The sequence below is a fragment of the Flavobacterium soli DSM 19725 genome, from assembly GCF_000422705.1.
GTDB lineage: Bacteria > Bacteroidota > Bacteroidia > Flavobacteriales > Flavobacteriaceae > Flavobacterium > Flavobacterium soli.
Window position 1 is genome coordinate 50,783 of sequence record NZ_AUGO01000008.1, and the last position, 15,662, is coordinate 66,444.

A 15,662-nucleotide genomic window follows, 5' to 3' on the forward strand; every position below is an offset into this window, starting at 1 on the left:
AATTAAAATTATGAATCAGGCTCATCTACACATGGTTTTCAATCATTTTCCCATTATAGGATTATTTTTTGGAATAGGAATTTTACTATACGGAATCATTAAAAAGCAAACCCTTTTGGTAAATACAGCTTATGTGATTTTCATCGTTTGTATGATTATGGCAAAAGCAACGATGATGACAGGTGAAGGAGCTGAGGATATTGTTGAAGAATTAGGTATTTCCCATGATTTAGTTCACGAACACGAAGAATTAGCTGAAACATTTATGAAAGTGCTCTATGTTTTGGGACTTCTTTCTATCTTAGGCTTATTTGCAAATGTAAAAAAACATCCGAAAGCTGTAATTGTCTCTTATATTGTTGTGGTTACAGCCATTGGAGGTGTTATTTTGTCAAAGTTTGTAGGAACTTCTGGGGGAGAAATTCGGCATACGGAAATCCGTGATACAGAAATTATACATACTGATTCCTAGATCTGACATAGTTTTACCATTTCTTTAATAAAAAGCCTTTTTTTATCTAAAATTATTAATTCTTAATTTTTGCCTTAAAACTTTCTTTTATATCAATTCTCAAAAAGCTATATTTACTTTTTAATAAAGATAATATAGCTTTTTTTGCATTTTATGAATTCCGATAGAAATACCGTTTTAGACGAGATAGAGAAAGAAATTACCGAGCCACAGCTAAACATCATTCTCACCACTGCCGAAGATGATTTTAGACCTGTTTATATCTCGGGAAATTTTAATGAGTGGCGAACTCAGGACAAGGAATTTATGATGGAAAAAATAGGAGATGGTTTGTATCACTTCAAGTTTCCGTATGATTTTGTTTACCCAAAAGAGTTGCTTTATAAATTCACCAAAGGCGATTGGAGCGAGGTAGAAATTGACCAATATGGCAATCGAACTGAGAACCGTTCTTGTAAGCAAACTTCTGGTGTAAAGAAAGAACATGTTGCAAAATGGAGGAGGAATTGGCTTCCTTTCAAGCCAAATTTCCTACCTCAAGTAAAATTAATATCGGAAGAATTCGAAATTCCACAGCTCAATAAGAAACGAAAAATTTGGGCTTTGTTGCCCCACGATTATGACCTTTCGAGCGAAAGCTATCCGGTTTTATATTTGCAGGATGCCCAAAATCTATTCAACGAAAAGGCTGAATTTGGCAATTGGGAGATCGATAAAAAATTAGCCGTTATGGCGGAATACAAGATTGGAAAAATAATTGTGATTGCTATTGAGCATGCCGAGAAAGACAGAATAAAAGAATATAATGTTGGGCAAACCATTTTAGGGAAAGGCCAAGGAAAACAGTACATCCGGTTTGTAACCGATACTTTGAAACCATTTATTGATAGCAATTTCAGAACAAAATCTGAACGGGAATTTACAGGAATTGGAGGAAGTTCGATGGGAGGATTGGTGAGTATTTTTAGCGGATTGATGTATCCTGAAGTATATGGGAAATTGATGATTTTTTCGCCATCATTATGGGTGGTTCCAAAAATGAATATCAGCAATGATTTTGACGATGAAGCACAGGACACCAAGATTTATTTGTATGCCGGAGGTGATGAAAGTGCCACGATGATTGAACACGTGAAGCAGTTCAAGAAAAAATTGATTAAAAGCGAGTTTGTGAGTAGCAAGATGAAAATCAAGTTAAGCATCAATAACGAGGGGAAACACAGTGAAATTTACTGGAGTGACGAATTTCCAAAGGCAATAGAATGGTTATTTTTTAATACTAAAGAAAATTAAATGCAGACAAAAAACATCAACACATTAGAAAAATATGCGGGAACGATTTTGATTCCAGTTTTTGAAACCCATTCAAAGAGCCTTGTGCCAATTGAGTTTCATGGTGTTTCTGTGCCTTCAAAAGTATTTTATGGGAAAAAAGACACTCATTATTTGGTTGAAAAATATGATTGTACACACATTTTTATTGGCTTAGGAAAAGAAATCGATTATAAATCTTTAAAAACTATTTTTAGAAGAATTGCTTCGAAGCATAAAGATGTTTTCGGTAAAAATGTGGTTTTGGTTATTCCGCATCAATTCGACAATCAAAAAGTTGAAGCAAGTATTTCAGGGTTGGTTTTAGGAACTTACAGTTTGGGACACTTCAAGAAAAATGAGATACATCCGTTTTTAGAAAAAGATTTCACGCTGAATTTGCACGCTAAAACTGAGTTTACCGAAGTTGCCGAAAGAGCAATAAAAATTGGAAAAGCACAATTAGAGACTTTCAATTTGGTTGATTTGCCTCCAAATGTAGCTACACCAAAATATCTTGCAAACTGGGCAACCGAAAACGGAACTGAATTTGGTTTTAAAGTTGAAGTTTTGGGAGCTGAAGCCTGTAAAGAAAAAGGCCTTGAAGCTTTTTTATCTGTTGGAAAAGGAAGCGACAAGGAACCACAGTTTATCATTATGGAATATGTTCCTGAAAATGCTAATGCAAAAACCAAGCACGTTGGTTTTGTTGGAAAAGGAATCACTTTTGATACTGGCGGATTAAATATTAAAACAGCCGGAATGGTTCACATGAAATGCGATATGGCAGGTGGTGGAGCGGTTTTCGGAGCAATGCGATTAATTGCAGATTTGAAATTACCGGTAAAAGTGACAGCGATTGTGCCTTGTTGCGAAAATTCGGTGGATAGCAAGTCGTTTTTGCCAAGCGATGTAATAGGCAGTTACAGTGGACATTCAATCGAAATAATCGATACCGATGCCGAAGGAAGATTGATTTTGGCCGATGGATTGTCGTATCTCATCAAAAATTATAAACCCGAAATTATTGTCGATATTGCGACATTAACAGGTAGTAGTGTGGCGACTTTGGGTTTTGAATGTGGTGCTTTGTTTACCAATAATAATGAGATTTCTCAAAAATTGCAACAATCAGGAGATGCAGTTGGCGAGCGTTTATGGCAATTGCCACTTTGGGACAGTTATAAATCGGATATCGAAAGTGATATTGCCGATGTGAAAAATTACAGCGGAAAACCCGTTGCAGGAGCCATCAGTGCCGCTAAATTTCTAGAATATTTTACTGACGAACATAAAGCCTGGGCTCATCTTGATGTCGCAGGAGTAGCTTTTGGGGACGACGAATTTGCAAAGAGCAAGCATGCAACCGCTTATGGTGTGCATTTATTAACTAAATTTATTGAAAATCTTTAAGCTATGGAAAATTCTACTAAGACGTTTGTTTGCATTTCAAATTATTTCAAGGGAGCTGATTTTTTAATCAATTTAAAAAAGCTCGGAAATACAGTATTTTTAGTTACTTCAGAAAAATTAAGGAATAAGCCTTGGCCACACGATCATATAGATGAAATATTTTATATGGAAGGGCAGGACATCGACTGGAATCTGGAGCATTTGTTGCTAGGTGTTGGGAATTTGATGAAAAATCATAAGATTGATGCCATAGTTGCCTTGGATGATTTTGATGTTGAAAAGGCGACTTTTTTGCGTGAAAATTTACGCATTGACGGAATGGGACAAACCACGGGTCGATATTTCCGTGATAAATTGGCCATGCGAATGAGAGCGAAGAGTTTTGGGATTCCGATTCCTGCTTTTGCACCCCTTTTTAATGATTATGAAATCAATGATTTTGCCGATACGGTTTCACCTCCTTGGGTTTTAAAACCGCGTTCAGAAGCTTCGGCTTCGGGAATTATTAAGGTTCATGACAAAGAAAGTTTGTGGTTGCATATCAACGAATTAGGGAATAATCGTTTCAAATATTTAGTAGAGCAATTCAAGCCCGGCGATGTATATCATTGTGATGGATTGAATCTGGATTCTAAAGTTTTGTTTAGTATTACATCCCGCTATTTGGCGACTCCGATGGAAATTTCGCAAGGTGGTGGAATTTTTAGAAGTGCCAATATCGAATATAATTCTGCCGATGATAAAGCGATTAAAAAGCAGAATGAAGCTGTGATGAAAGCCTTCGGAATGAAACATGGTGCGACACATACTGAGTTTATCAAATGCAAGGAAGATGGAAAAATATATTTCTTGGAAACCTCTTCAAGAGTAGGTGGAGCACATTTGGCTGAAATGGTCGAAGCGGCTTCGGGAATAAATCTATGGGGAGAATGGGCTAAAATTGAAGATTCTTTGATTAGAGAAACTGCTTATAAGCTTCCAAAACCAAAGAAAAATTATGCTGGAATTGTACTGACGCTATCAAAATTTGAACAACCTGATTTATCCTCTTTTTCGGATGAAGAAGTATGTTTTAGAGTTCCGTTGGACTACCATGCGGGATTGATTGTAAATTCTGATAAACGTGAAAAAGTATTGGAATTGTTAGACAATTATGCTGACCGATTGGTGCGAGATTATGCTGCTGTTGGCAAACAGGAAAGCGTGAAAAATTTGCATTAAGAAACATATAAAATTTATTTTTTTAGCCTATTGAAAACTATTCAGTAGGCTTTTTTATATAATCATATTTGACCAAATCACTTTTTGAGGCAACTTCAACTATTTTGGTATCAGTTACAATTAGATTTCTGCTGGAAACCTCAAGGACGTCATGATAATAATGATCGGTCAGGATTATCCCTTTCGTTTCCTTTAACGTAAAAAGAAATTCTTTTAGAAATTCCTTCATGATAGGTTCGACCATCGAAAAAGGCTCGTCCAAAAGTAAAAACTCATGCTGTAGATTTCCGATCAGTAGGATTTCTAAATACCGCAGTTCCCCCATTGACAGCTTTCCAACTAATGTATTTTCAAATTTTGAAATCCCCTTAGCATAAAAAATCTGGTCTTGTTCCTCCTCTTGATAAAATAAAGGGATAACTTCTCTAACTTTCAGGCCTTTCGGCAAAAAAGGCTCTTGCGATAAGTAGGCTATTTTTTTTGAAGGGATAATTCCTTTAGTCTCTATTTCCTCGCCATTGATTTTTACAGTGATACTATTTGCTTTAAGTGTTCCGAATAGTATTTTTAATAGTGTAGATTTTCCGGAGCCATTTCTTCCGAAGACACCAATTATTTCACCAGTTTCGCATTTCAATGAAATATCAGACAGGATTAATTTTTTGCCGAAATATTTGGTAAGATTATCAATTTCAAGCTTATTCATTTGAGAAGCAATAAAAAAAATGGAACGGATAAGGCTAGATTTACTAAGAATATTTTTTGAACCAGTTTCCTTTTGGTAAAGCCTAAATTATAATACAAATAGTACTCGTTATTTTTGAAGTTTTTAAAGAAAAATAGTCCCAAAAATATTCCAAATGAACAAAAAATAATTAGACCCCAGACTGCACTGTTAAAAAAAGCAAATGATAAGGAAACAGGAAAATTGATGATGGTATTATCTTTGTAAAACCTCCAGAAAGCACTATTCATTTCCTAAAACAATTATTTCTTCTTCAGGTTTTTTTATGCGAATTTTTATCAGTTCGTATTCCCAATTACCATCAATTTTATTAGCTTGGATATCCATTTTTCCTTTTCCTTTTGATCCAGTAACTCGAAAAGTAAGGTTAACGGCATTGTGATCTTCAGCATAGACCACGTTGCCTTCCAGAATCGTTAATTTATCGACAGGTTGGATTGTTCCAAGGACTTCGCTTACTCTTTCGTTCTGACGGGCTTTTTCTAAGGCATTTTCGTAAAGTGCAGGTTCTGCATAAGCTTGAGCAAAACTCATTAAGCCACTCGTTAGCGATAAAAAGGCAATGATCATGATGAGCAATGCTGTTATTGGCACTAGCCATTTCCAGTTTCTAACTCCCCAGCTTTTTTCTCGAATAAGTTCGTTCATGATGGTATAATTGATAACCAAAAATAAGGAAGATTCCGACTCTTTGATATTCAATTATATATTTTATAACATTTTAATTTTTAGAATTTCACGAATTTTATCGCTTGATGACCTTCAAATTTCAAAATATAAGTTCCTTCGGATAAATCAATTATGGCTAAAGGTTGTTGATCGTTTTTGAAATCTTTTACCTTTTGACCAAGAATAGTATAAATGCTTCCTGCTGTATTTTCAGGAACATTTAGAAAATGAATTGAAGTTGAAGCTGGATTGGGATAAACAGCGATTGATGGCTTTTCTGGAGTTTTAATTCCTAGAGTTTCGTTAGTAAATCTAGCAACAAATGGATAACGTTCAAATTCATCTTCTTCAATTATAATACCATCAAAATCAACTGTTCCAGTAGCAAGACCTGCAATGAAAATCGAACCATCAACTGACAAAGCAACGCCATCAATTCGGTCTTGATTGGATCCGCCAAATGTTTTTGCCATCAAAATATCCCCTTGAGGGTTATATTTTAGAAGAATTGCATCACGATTGCCAAAACCTTCGGTTGTTGTAGTAATGGTGGGACTCCAGTTAACGGTAGAGGAGGTAATTCCACCAAAATAAATATTGCCATCATCATCAAGTGTCAGAATGTTTCTATTTCCAGCGATAAGCGAACCCGAACCAGGAACTTCTTTGACCCATTGAAAGTTTCCGGTTGCATTTAGCTTTGCAATATAAGTATCCTGAAAACCGTCAGTTGGTCCTTCTGCAATAATCGCATCAAAAGAATAGGCTTCAAAAAGCTCCGAAGTCAAGTAGATAGCATCGGGCGATTTTGCTACAACCTGTGGTAACGGACAGGTGATATTATCGAGATATTTCACCCATTGGAACACTCCCGCCGCCGAATATTTAGCGATATAAGTATTATAAGTGAAACCTTCAGGAAGTGGGACTGATACAGTTCCAAAAGTTGCTCCCGTATTTGCACAAGATCCTGCTGCATAGATATTTCCAGTATCATCCACAGCCAAAGATGAAATACTGCTAACTTGTTCCTGATTGATGGCAAATAGCACATCACCGTCGGGAGAAAATTTTTGGATATAGGAATCCATATAATCATCATGACTTACATAGATATTGTTAGCACTATCAATTGCAAGACCTCTTGCACTTGAAACGGCTGAATCAGGCAAAAAGAATTCATGATACCATATTACCTCTCCTGAGCTGTCAAATTTCACCATCAGATAATTCACCCCTTGATTAATACTGATTAAATCTAAGGTACCAATACTTATAAACTGTACAAAACCCATTGTCATAATCAGGTTTCCTTCATTGTCGCAGGCAATATTGTAAATACTTACATTTCCTGTAATTTCTTTAGTAAAAACTTCATTTCCTTCTGGATCGAATTTGTTAAAGAATTGAGTTCCCATAATGTCTTCATAGATAAAAGCATCGTCTTTGAAGCCTGTCATATAGACATTTCCAGAAGGATCTAGAGCAATATTATAACCAATATTATCAGGATTCATGTCGAAATCTATTGGAGCAATATTTAGCCATTCAATCGTTTGAGAATGAGCCGTAAAACCAAGAAGTATAAGTAGAGTTGAAAGTAGTTTTTTAATCATGTTTTTGTGTTTTAGGTTATCCAAAATAATTGATTTTTAATGTTATAGAGATGCTTTTGTGTTAAAAAGGTTGCTTGGTTTTAAATACTTTATGTAAATATATACAAAGACAATTACTTAATAAAAGTGAGGAACCCTATAATTCCTTTAGAGAGAGTTTAAAGTTCGTGATAAGAAAACACGTTAATAAAAAAATGGCACAGAATAAATATCCTGTGCCATTCACGAAATTAACTAAACTCAAACCTTATTCGTACACTCTAATATAATCGATGATAAATTCCTGAGGAAAGATGCTGTCGTCTACTTCTGGACCGCCAAAGTTGCCACCAATTGCCATGTTTACTAGGATATAAAAAGGCTGGTTAAAGGGCCAAACGTCTTCCTTTTTATTTTCGGGCTGGAAGGTATAAACGAGTTTTCCATCTACAAAAAAATCCATTTTTTCTTTGGTCCAATCTACTGCAAAGACGTGAAAACCTTCTTCGATATCTTCAAATTTTGTTTTCTTGGTGTTGATTGTATTTCCATGACTGGCTTGGGTGTGAAGCGATGTGAAAACCATATCGGGTTCACGGCCTACGTATTCTAGGATGTCGATCTCACCACATTTTGGCCATCCCACCTGACCAATATTTGAACCTAGCATCCAGAAGGCAGGCCAAATTCCTTGACCAACTGGTAGTTTTGCTCGTGCTTCGATTCGGCCATATTGAAATTCTTTTTTAGCCTTCGTGGTGATTCTTGTAGAAGTATATTTCTCGCCATCTTTCTTGGCAGTAATCACTAATTTTCCATCTGTCAATTTATGATTGTCTTTGGTGTAAAGTTGGCGTTCGTTGTTTCCCCAGCCACAATTTGGACAACCATTTCCTAGCTCGAAATTCCATACTTTTTCGTCGAGAGCCTTTCCATCGAAATTTTCTTCCCAGATGAGTTTCCTTTTGGTTTCCTGTGCAAACGAAATGCTAGCGATTAGAAAAAGAAAGAGTATTTTTTTCATAGTACTTATTTTAGCTACAGATTCACAGATTAAAAAACGTATTATCAATCTGTGGTAATCTGTGAAATCTGTGAAATGTGTGTTTAATTTTTATATTCAAATTTTCCTTCCAATGTAGCATCCGAGCTTCCTCCGATGAATACTTTGAAATCGCCTGCTTCAGCTTCCCATTTGCTATTGGCGGTATAAAATTCGATTAGTTTACTGTCGATTGTGAAGCTAACGGTTTTCGTTTCATTTGCTTTAAGTGAAACCATTTCAAAGCCTTTCAATTCTTTTACAGGACGCGTTATACTTCCTATTTCGTCTTTGATATACATTTGAACTACTTCTTTTCCATCTACCTTGCTGGTATTTTTTACATTAACCGAAACCGTGATTTTTCCGTTTCCAGAAAATGAAGAAGCACTCATTTTTAAATTAGAATATTCAAATTTAGAATAGCTCAAACCATATCCAAAAGGGTAGAGTGGTGTGTTCTTTTCATCTGTAAAATGTGACCAAAACACGCTCTCTCCTCCAGGTCCAGGACGTCCAGTTGTTTTTTGATTGTAATAGATTGGCACTTGTCCCACACTTCTTGGAAATGTCATAGGCAATTTTCCACTAGGATTGTAATCGCCATATAAGACTTGTGCAATTGCATTTCCGCTTTCGGTTCCAAGTTGCCAAGCTTCCAGAATTGCAGGAATATTTTCGTCAGCCCAAGTGATGGCTAATGGACGACCGTTGTTTAAAACCAGCACAATATTTGGATTCGCTTTGTAAACTGCTTCTAAAAGTTCTTGTTGTACTCCAGGTAAATCAATTTTGGCACGACTTCTACCTTCTCCTGATTGAAAGCCTACTTCTCCTAAAACCATGATTACAACATCTGCTTTTTTGGCTGCTTCAACGGCTTTGTCAAAACCACTCTTGTCGGTTGTATTGATTTTAATTTCCAGTCCAAAAACAGGAGTTCCTGTATAAACATCGGCTCCTTTTTCGTAGGTTATTTGATTTCCTTTGTATTTTTGAAGACCTTCTAAAACAGAAACAGCTGTTCCATCTTTCGAAACACCTCTCCAACCTCCAAGCGGACTACTTTTATCATTTGCCAAAGCTCCGATAACGGCGATTTTTTGTCCAGATTTTTTTAGCGGAAGCAAATCATTTTGATTTTTTAATAATACAATTGACTTTTTAGCCATATCCAAAACGCCTTCATGCATGGCTTTACTGCCAACTGTTGTTTTTTCGCGTTTTTCATCACAATATTTGTAGGGATCGTCAAAAAGTCCAAGTTCAAACTTGGTTCTCAAGATTCTTCTAGCGGCATCATCAACGACTTCTAATTTTACTTTTCCTTCTTTTACTAAAGCTACTAAATGTTCTACATATCCGCTTGATTCCATGTCCATATCAGAACCTGCATTAGCTGCTAATTCGGCTGCATGTTTAATATCTTTTGCATATCCGTGAGCGATCATTTCGCCCATTGATCCCCAATCTGACACCATAAAGCCGTTGAATTTCCATTCACCTTTTAGGATGTCTCTTTGCAAATATTTGTTTCCTGTTGCTGGAATTCCGTCCAATTCATTAAAGGAATTCATGAAGGTTCTAACACCAGCTTTAGTAGCAGCTTTGAAAGGAGGTAGGATTACATTGTGTAACGTTGAAAGGCCAACATCTACGGTATTGTAGTCGCGGCCAGATTCTGCAAATCCATAACCAGCAAAATGTTTTGCACAAGCCAAAATGGTTTTATGATCCGTTAAATCAGTTCCTTGAAAGCCTTGGATTCTTGCGACACCAATTTTGCTTCCTAGAAATGGATCTTCTCCAGCACCTTCCATCACACGTCCCCAACGAGCATCTCGGGAGATATCTACCATTGGAGCAAACGTCCAGTTGAGTCCAACAGCAGCAGCTTCTTCTGCAGCAATTGCCGCCGATTTTTTGATGGCTTCTAGATCCCAACTTGCAGCTTCGGCAAGTGGTACGGGACTGATAGTTTGATAACCATGGATGACATCATATCCAAAAATTAGTGGAATTCCCAGTCTGGTTTCTTCCACAGCTATTTTTTGCAAGGCTTTTACATCTTTTACTCCTACAACATTTAGCATGGAACCGACCCATCCTTTTTTGAGGTGTTCGTATTTTTTAGCCGCTTGTCCGTCTTTAGGAACCGGACCTGTTACTTCCCAAAATCCATTGTATTGGTTCATCTGGCCTACTTTTTCTTCCAAAGTCATCAGGTTTAAAATGGAATCCACGCGTTGTTCGATTGAATTTCGTTTTATAACTGGTTTGGTTTTTTTTTGGGCAAATGAATCGTTTGAGCTTAACAAGGCAATTGCTGTTATAGCAACGGATGTATAAAGAAACCTTTTTTTCATTGTTTTGTCTTTGTATTAGTAGTTTCAAAAACAAGGAGGTTAGATGGTCTAACCTCCTTTTCTTGAATTGTTTTCTGGTATTTATTGGTAAACTCTCACATAATCAACTTCCATTGTCGATTGTGTAAAGTTTGGATCTACTGGACCACCAAATCCGCCTCCCATTGCTACATTCAGGATGATAAAGAAATCAGCATTGAAAGGGGTATTTGCATTGTTTGTAAACGTGTGGAACAACTCATCATCTACATAAAATCGGATTGTGTTAGCTGTCCAAATTGCTGCATAGTTGTGAAATTCGCTTGAAACGTTATCTACTATTGTTGATTGAGTTGGCCCATCACCTCCAGAATTTCCGGGATAATGAAGAGTAGAATGTATGATTCCCGGTTCATACCCCTTGTGTTCCATGATGTCAATTTCACCACATGCAGGCCAGCTAAGTTGCTCAAAACTTGCACCTAGCATCCAGAAAGCAGGCCATGTACCAACTCCTGCCGGAAGTTTGATTCTAGCTTCTACTTTACCATAGGTCCAATCTTGTTTTCCTTGCGTTTTAATTCTTGCAGAAGTATAAGCTGCACCACTGAAGGTTTGTTTTTTAGCTGTGATTTTTAGCATTCCACCTTCAACTTTTACGTTTTCGGCATTGTCGCGGTAGTACTGCAATTCGCCGTTACCCCAACCACCAGCACCGATGTCATAACCCCAGTTTGCAGGATTAGGTGCTCCAGCAACATCAAATTCATCTGCCCAAACTAGGGTTTCAAAAGTTTCGTCATCACCACCGCCTTGTTCCGGTTTTGTAGTGGTAAAGGTATGGTACCAAGCTAAAGCTGGATCATTACCCATGATGGCACGAACAATCATTCTGTTTTCGGTAATTGTCAGTATTTCATAAGTAGTTTGATTGATATAATATCCCATGAAACCACCATCTGAGAAGGTCATTGCAGTTTTACGGCTTTGATCAGCTGTTAATACGGATTGAGAAGGGCTCAGGAAGACACTTTTTTGACCAGATGTGTCAAGAGGAAGACATAAATCTCCACCTCCAAAACTATGGAAAGCAGCATTATAGAAGGTGTTTCCTCCGTTGTTTAATTCAAATTTTAAAGCCCCATTATCATCAAGTGAAAAGGTCATTTCAGTATCATATAGACAACTGCTTTCTGGAGCACCAGCTTTTTCGAATGGAGCTGCTGCATACCAAATTGGAGAGGCATTTTCTCCTGAGTTACCATTGTTTGGCCCAACACCTAAATGGCCAGGTTCATTTGCTGCAAAATACCATTTTTTAGAACTTCCGCCAGTCAAAAATTCAACCGCTTGAGGATCTTTAAAGTCACTGAAAACCTTAATTTCAAAGCTCATACTTGAAGTTACACCACCAGTTCCGCTTGCTAAAACTGTAACGGTATAAGTATTTGTTCCTTCCGTATTGAAACGCTTTCCAGCTAAAATTCCACTTGGTGAATTATCTTCTGTACCATCACTAAAAATATATTTATAGCTGATGGCATTTTTTGCTTTAGCGGTAAAGTCTACCAAACCAGATCCATCTCCGTCAGGAAATTCATCACTGACACCCAAAATTACCGCTTCCACTTCGATACCGCTCGGAGAATTGATATCTCCGAAAGTATTGTCGTCGTCCTGACAACTTGAAAGTGCAAGTACTGCTGAGAGTATTATTGCTAAATTCTTAATGTATTTTTTCATATTATTTTTTTTAGTTGTGGAAATAAACGTTGTCAATATATACAGTAGCAGATCCAGTTGGGGCAGCTGCATATATAAGTTGTGCAATATGGGCTCGTGCAGTTAGTCCAGTAAAATCACTCAAAGGAATATCTAAACTTAACCATGTGTTTTGAGCAGGAGATTCAATTACAATCTCGTGTTCAGAATCATCACCACCTTGATAAGCGCCATTTGCTCCAAAATCTACTAACTTAATTTTGAAAGTTGTGGCATTTCCAGTCCATATATCGGTATGGAAATGTGTCATGGCTGTGGCATCAATCATGTTAGCTCCTGTAGTTTCAATCCCAACAAAGTCTAAATTATAGTATCTTTTTGTATCATTACCTTGAATTTGTAGGTCTTCAAGAGCGCCACCTGACCATGTGGTCAACCAAGTATTAACCGGAACATTTGTGTAAGCATTGCTAAACATTGAAATTACTTGTGAAGCTGCCAATGTTGGAGTAGGAGCTGCAGTTTGTGGTGTTGCACTTTGCTTGTAAAAATATACATTATCGATATATACACTTGAAGTTCCTGCTGGAGCTCCAACATAGATCAATTGTGCAATATGAGCTCTAGTTGTTAAACCAGTAAAGGCACTTAAGGGAATATCGATTCCTACCCATTCTTCCTGAGCTGGATTTGAAATAATGATTTCGTGCTCAACATCATCACCACCACCATAGGCAGCATTGGCACCAAAATCTACTAATTTCACTCTGAATTCGGTTAAATCAGCTGACCAAATATCGGTATGGAAATGAGTCATCTCTGTAGCATCAATCATTGAAGTTACAGTTTCGATACCTACGAATGTTAGACCAGAATATTTTTTAGTATCATTTCCATTGATTTGTAAATCTTCCAGTGTAGCACTAGACCAATCGGTTTTCCAAGTATCTACGGGAACATTATCAAAAGCATTACTGAATAACGAAATGACATCTGCTTGATTTAGAAGAGGGTCTGGAGCGGCATCCAAATCAGATACAGTTACAGTTTGTGTTTCTTCTGCAGTAGCAGCACCTCCGCTTAAAGCGACAACTTTTACTTCATAAGTTCCTGCAACGGCATAGGTATGTGTTATAGTTTCACCCTGCATAAAGTCAACTGGAGTTTGATTTGGATCTTCACCAAAATAAACTTGGAAGAACGTTTCTAATTCAGCCTCAGCTTGAACAGTAATGGAACGACTGGCACCAGGAATGATGGTTACAACCAAACCAGTTGGTTGGAGAAATGAAACGGTTAATTCCTGAGTAAACTCGGTTTTTAGTCCGTTGATTCCAATGCCATAAATTGTAACGGTGTAAACACCTTCTGCATAAGTATGTTCAAAAACTTCTCCAGCAGCAATCGTTTCGGTTTCGACAGTTCCGTCACCATAATCTACTTCGTATGAAGTTATTCCATCACCATTTGGGCGAATGGTAACTTCTCCTGAATTGTCCTGCTTGATAGTAAACAAGGCAGAAATATTAGAGGGTGCTTCGATACCATCCACATTGGTAACAGTATCATCTTCTTGACATCCCAAAAGGGCTGTTAGAAGAAAAAAGCTAAAAATATATTTTAAATTTTTCATATTAAATGAGGTATTAATATTGAGGGTTTTGAGCCCAGTTTCCGTTTGAGAATTGTATTTCTTGAAAAGGAACGGGAAATATTTCATGTTTTCCAGCAATGAACCCATCGATTTCTTGAGCTGCTTTTCCTGTTCTAACCAAGTCAAAGAAACGGTGTCCTTCGCCTGCTAATTCAACTCTTCTTTCGGCTAGTATGGCATCCGTCAAGCTTGGTCCAGAAAAACTAATATCATGGTTGTTATCACCAAAAGCACGACGTCTAACTTCGTTTAAATAAAGACGAGCTTTTGCATCGTCGATACCACTTCTGTTAAATGCTTCGGCAGCCATCAACAAAACATCAGCATAGCGAATTGCTCTGTAGTTATTTGGATTTGTAAGGTTTTGATCTCCTGCTGCATCATTACTTCTAGTTCTTGGAAGGTATTTTCTGTTGAAGTAGCCTGTGTGCTTGAAGCCAGTACTATATGTAGCACCTGTTTGTGTAGCCCAAGCCTCGATATCTAAAATGGCAACATCTTTTCTTAAATCTCCCGTTTCGAAAGCATCTACTAATTCTTGTCTTGGAACATTAAAACTAAATCCTGATGCAAAAACAGGACCTGCATAGCTTCTAACACCGCTGAAACCAACTGCTACATTTCCTTCACTACATTGAAGACAACCAAATCCAGCTCCTTCTAGTTCGCTATATTGTACTTCAAAAACCGATTCAGGACCGTTTTCGCCAGCCATTTCAAAAATTGTATTGTAGTTTTGGACTAATGAATATGGAGAGTCAGTAATCATTGTATCTAAAATTTGTGCAGCAAGTGCAAACTTATCTTGATACAAATAGGCTTTGCCTAATAATGCTTGTGCTGCACCTCTAGTTGCTCTACCAGTTTCGGATGCATTAGGATTTAAATTTTCTACTGCAAATTGCAAATCCGATTCTATCACGGCATATACTTCTTCGATTGGGGATCTAGGAATACTTGTCACATCTGAAGCAAGGAATCTTTTATCACCACTTAAAGGAATTGGACCAAACCATTTTACTAATTCGAAATTATAATATGCTCTTAAAAATCGAGCTTCTGCAATAACTTGATTTCTATTTGGAAAATCGGTTTTGTCTTTAAATTCTAAGATGTAGTTGCATCTGTTTACCCCAGCAAACATCCAATCCCAAAGGTTTTTAAGATTTTCGTTAACCGGTGTATGTACCATATCGTCAATTTGTTGAAAACCAATGACATCTGTTGCACTTTCTCCTCCAGAGGCTGTATTGTCTGAAGCTATTTCTCCTAAAAGAACATTGATGTATGTAGATTGCAACAAATCGTAAGCTCCAATTAATGCTTGATTGTAGTCAGTTTCTGAATTAAAATAGTTTTCAGAATCGATTGTATAGACTGGGTCTCTTTTTGTAAAATCATCATCACAAGAAGCAAAGAATGCCGCAATGATTACTGTTGTTATAAAAATATATCTTTTCATTTTGAATATTT

At 37.0% G+C, this 15,662-nt stretch carries 12 protein-coding genes; 4 read left to right on the forward strand and 8 right to left on the reverse strand.

Going from position 1 to position 15,662, the window contains the following annotated elements; genetic code table 11:
- The first annotated feature begins 10 nt into the window (after window positions 1–10).
- The 4 genes from G508_RS0110970 to G508_RS0110985 all read left to right on the forward strand — a co-directional run bounded on the left by G508_RS0110970 (window position 11) and on the right by G508_RS0110985 (window position 4,417).
- Window positions 11–472, forward strand: coding sequence for a hypothetical protein (locus G508_RS0110970; RefSeq protein WP_026705359.1), 462 nt, complete (start codon window positions 11–13; stop codon window positions 470–472).
- A 153-nt stretch (window positions 473–625) separates the two neighbouring features.
- Window positions 626–1,765: an alpha/beta hydrolase gene (locus G508_RS0110975; protein ID WP_026705360.1), complete on the forward strand. Its 1,140-nt coding sequence runs from the start codon at window positions 626–628 to the stop codon at window positions 1,763–1,765.
- Window positions 1,766–3,196: a leucyl aminopeptidase family protein gene (locus G508_RS0110980; protein ID WP_026705361.1), complete on the forward strand. Its 1,431-nt coding sequence runs from the start codon at window positions 1,766–1,768 to the stop codon at window positions 3,194–3,196.
- A gap of 3 nt (window positions 3,197–3,199) precedes the next feature.
- Complete coding sequence (locus G508_RS0110985; RefSeq protein ID WP_026705362.1) at window positions 3,200–4,417, forward strand: ATP-grasp domain-containing protein; 1,218 nt, start codon at window positions 3,200–3,202, stop codon at window positions 4,415–4,417.
- Between the two features lie 37 nt (window positions 4,418–4,454).
- Here the strand turns inward: G508_RS0110985 and G508_RS0110990 are convergent, their stop codons facing one another.
- From G508_RS0110990 to G508_RS0111030, 8 genes are all read right to left on the reverse strand, one after another.
- Complete coding sequence (locus G508_RS0110990; protein ID WP_026705363.1) at window positions 4,455–5,123, reverse strand: ATP-binding cassette domain-containing protein; 669 nt, start codon at window positions 5,121–5,123, stop codon at window positions 4,455–4,457.
- Window positions 5,124–5,384: 261 nt separating this feature from the next.
- Window positions 5,385–5,864, reverse strand: coding sequence for a cytochrome c oxidase assembly factor Coa1 family protein (locus tag G508_RS0111000; protein WP_245569862.1), 480 nt, complete (start codon window positions 5,862–5,864; stop codon window positions 5,385–5,387).
- Between the two features lie 26 nt (window positions 5,865–5,890).
- On the reverse strand, window positions 5,891–7,447 hold the full coding sequence (locus G508_RS0111005) for a T9SS type A sorting domain-containing protein (RefSeq protein WP_026705366.1): 1,557 nt from the start codon (window positions 7,445–7,447) through the stop codon (window positions 5,891–5,893).
- Between the two features lie 247 nt (window positions 7,448–7,694).
- Complete coding sequence (locus G508_RS0111010; protein WP_026705367.1) at window positions 7,695–8,450, reverse strand: glycoside hydrolase family 16 protein; 756 nt, start codon at window positions 8,448–8,450, stop codon at window positions 7,695–7,697.
- 83 nt (window positions 8,451–8,533) lie between these two features.
- Complete coding sequence (bglX, locus tag G508_RS0111015; RefSeq protein WP_026705368.1) at window positions 8,534–10,834, reverse strand: beta-glucosidase BglX; 2,301 nt, start codon at window positions 10,832–10,834, stop codon at window positions 8,534–8,536.
- A gap of 81 nt (window positions 10,835–10,915) precedes the next feature.
- Window positions 10,916–12,556, reverse strand: a complete 1,641-nt coding sequence (locus tag G508_RS0111020) for a glycoside hydrolase family 16 protein (RefSeq protein WP_026705369.1) — start codon at window positions 12,554–12,556, stop codon at window positions 10,916–10,918.
- Window positions 12,557–12,566: 10 nt separating this feature from the next.
- Entirely contained in the window at window positions 12,567–14,168 is a 1,602-nt protein-coding gene (locus tag G508_RS19565) for a PKD domain-containing protein (protein WP_157485969.1), read from the reverse strand.
- Window positions 14,169–14,181: 13 nt separating this feature from the next.
- On the reverse strand, window positions 14,182–15,651 hold the full coding sequence (locus G508_RS0111030) for a RagB/SusD family nutrient uptake outer membrane protein (protein WP_026705371.1): 1,470 nt from the start codon (window positions 15,649–15,651) through the stop codon (window positions 14,182–14,184).
- Window positions 15,652–15,662 lie beyond the last annotated feature (11 nt).

Coding starts and splice junctions, on each gene's coding strand:
- G508_RS0110975 (WP_026705360.1), top strand. CDS start 626: ATGAATTCCGATAGAAATACCGTTTTAGACGAGATAGAGAAAGAAATT.
- G508_RS0110970 (WP_026705359.1), top strand. CDS start 11: ATGAATCAGGCTCATCTACACATGGTTTTCAATCATTTTCCCATTATA.
- G508_RS0110990 (WP_026705363.1), bottom strand. CDS start 5,123: ATGAATAAGCTTGAAATTGATAATCTTACCAAATATTTCGGCAAAAAA.
- G508_RS0110985 (WP_026705362.1), top strand. CDS start 3,200: ATGGAAAATTCTACTAAGACGTTTGTTTGCATTTCAAATTATTTCAAG.
- G508_RS0110980 (WP_026705361.1), top strand. CDS start 1,766: ATGCAGACAAAAAACATCAACACATTAGAAAAATATGCGGGAACGATT.
- G508_RS0111005 (WP_026705366.1), bottom strand. CDS start 7,447: ATGATTAAAAAACTACTTTCAACTCTACTTATACTTCTTGGTTTTACG.
- G508_RS0111010 (WP_026705367.1), bottom strand. CDS start 8,450: ATGAAAAAAATACTCTTTCTTTTTCTAATCGCTAGCATTTCGTTTGCA.
- G508_RS0111030 (WP_026705371.1), bottom strand. CDS start 15,651: ATGAAAAGATATATTTTTATAACAACAGTAATCATTGCGGCATTCTTT.
- G508_RS19565 (WP_157485969.1), bottom strand. CDS start 14,168: ATGAAAAATTTAAAATATATTTTTAGCTTTTTTCTTCTAACAGCCCTT.
- G508_RS0111020 (WP_026705369.1), bottom strand. CDS start 12,556: ATGAAAAAATACATTAAGAATTTAGCAATAATACTCTCAGCAGTACTT.
- bglX (WP_026705368.1), bottom strand. CDS start 10,834: ATGAAAAAAAGGTTTCTTTATACATCCGTTGCTATAACAGCAATTGCC.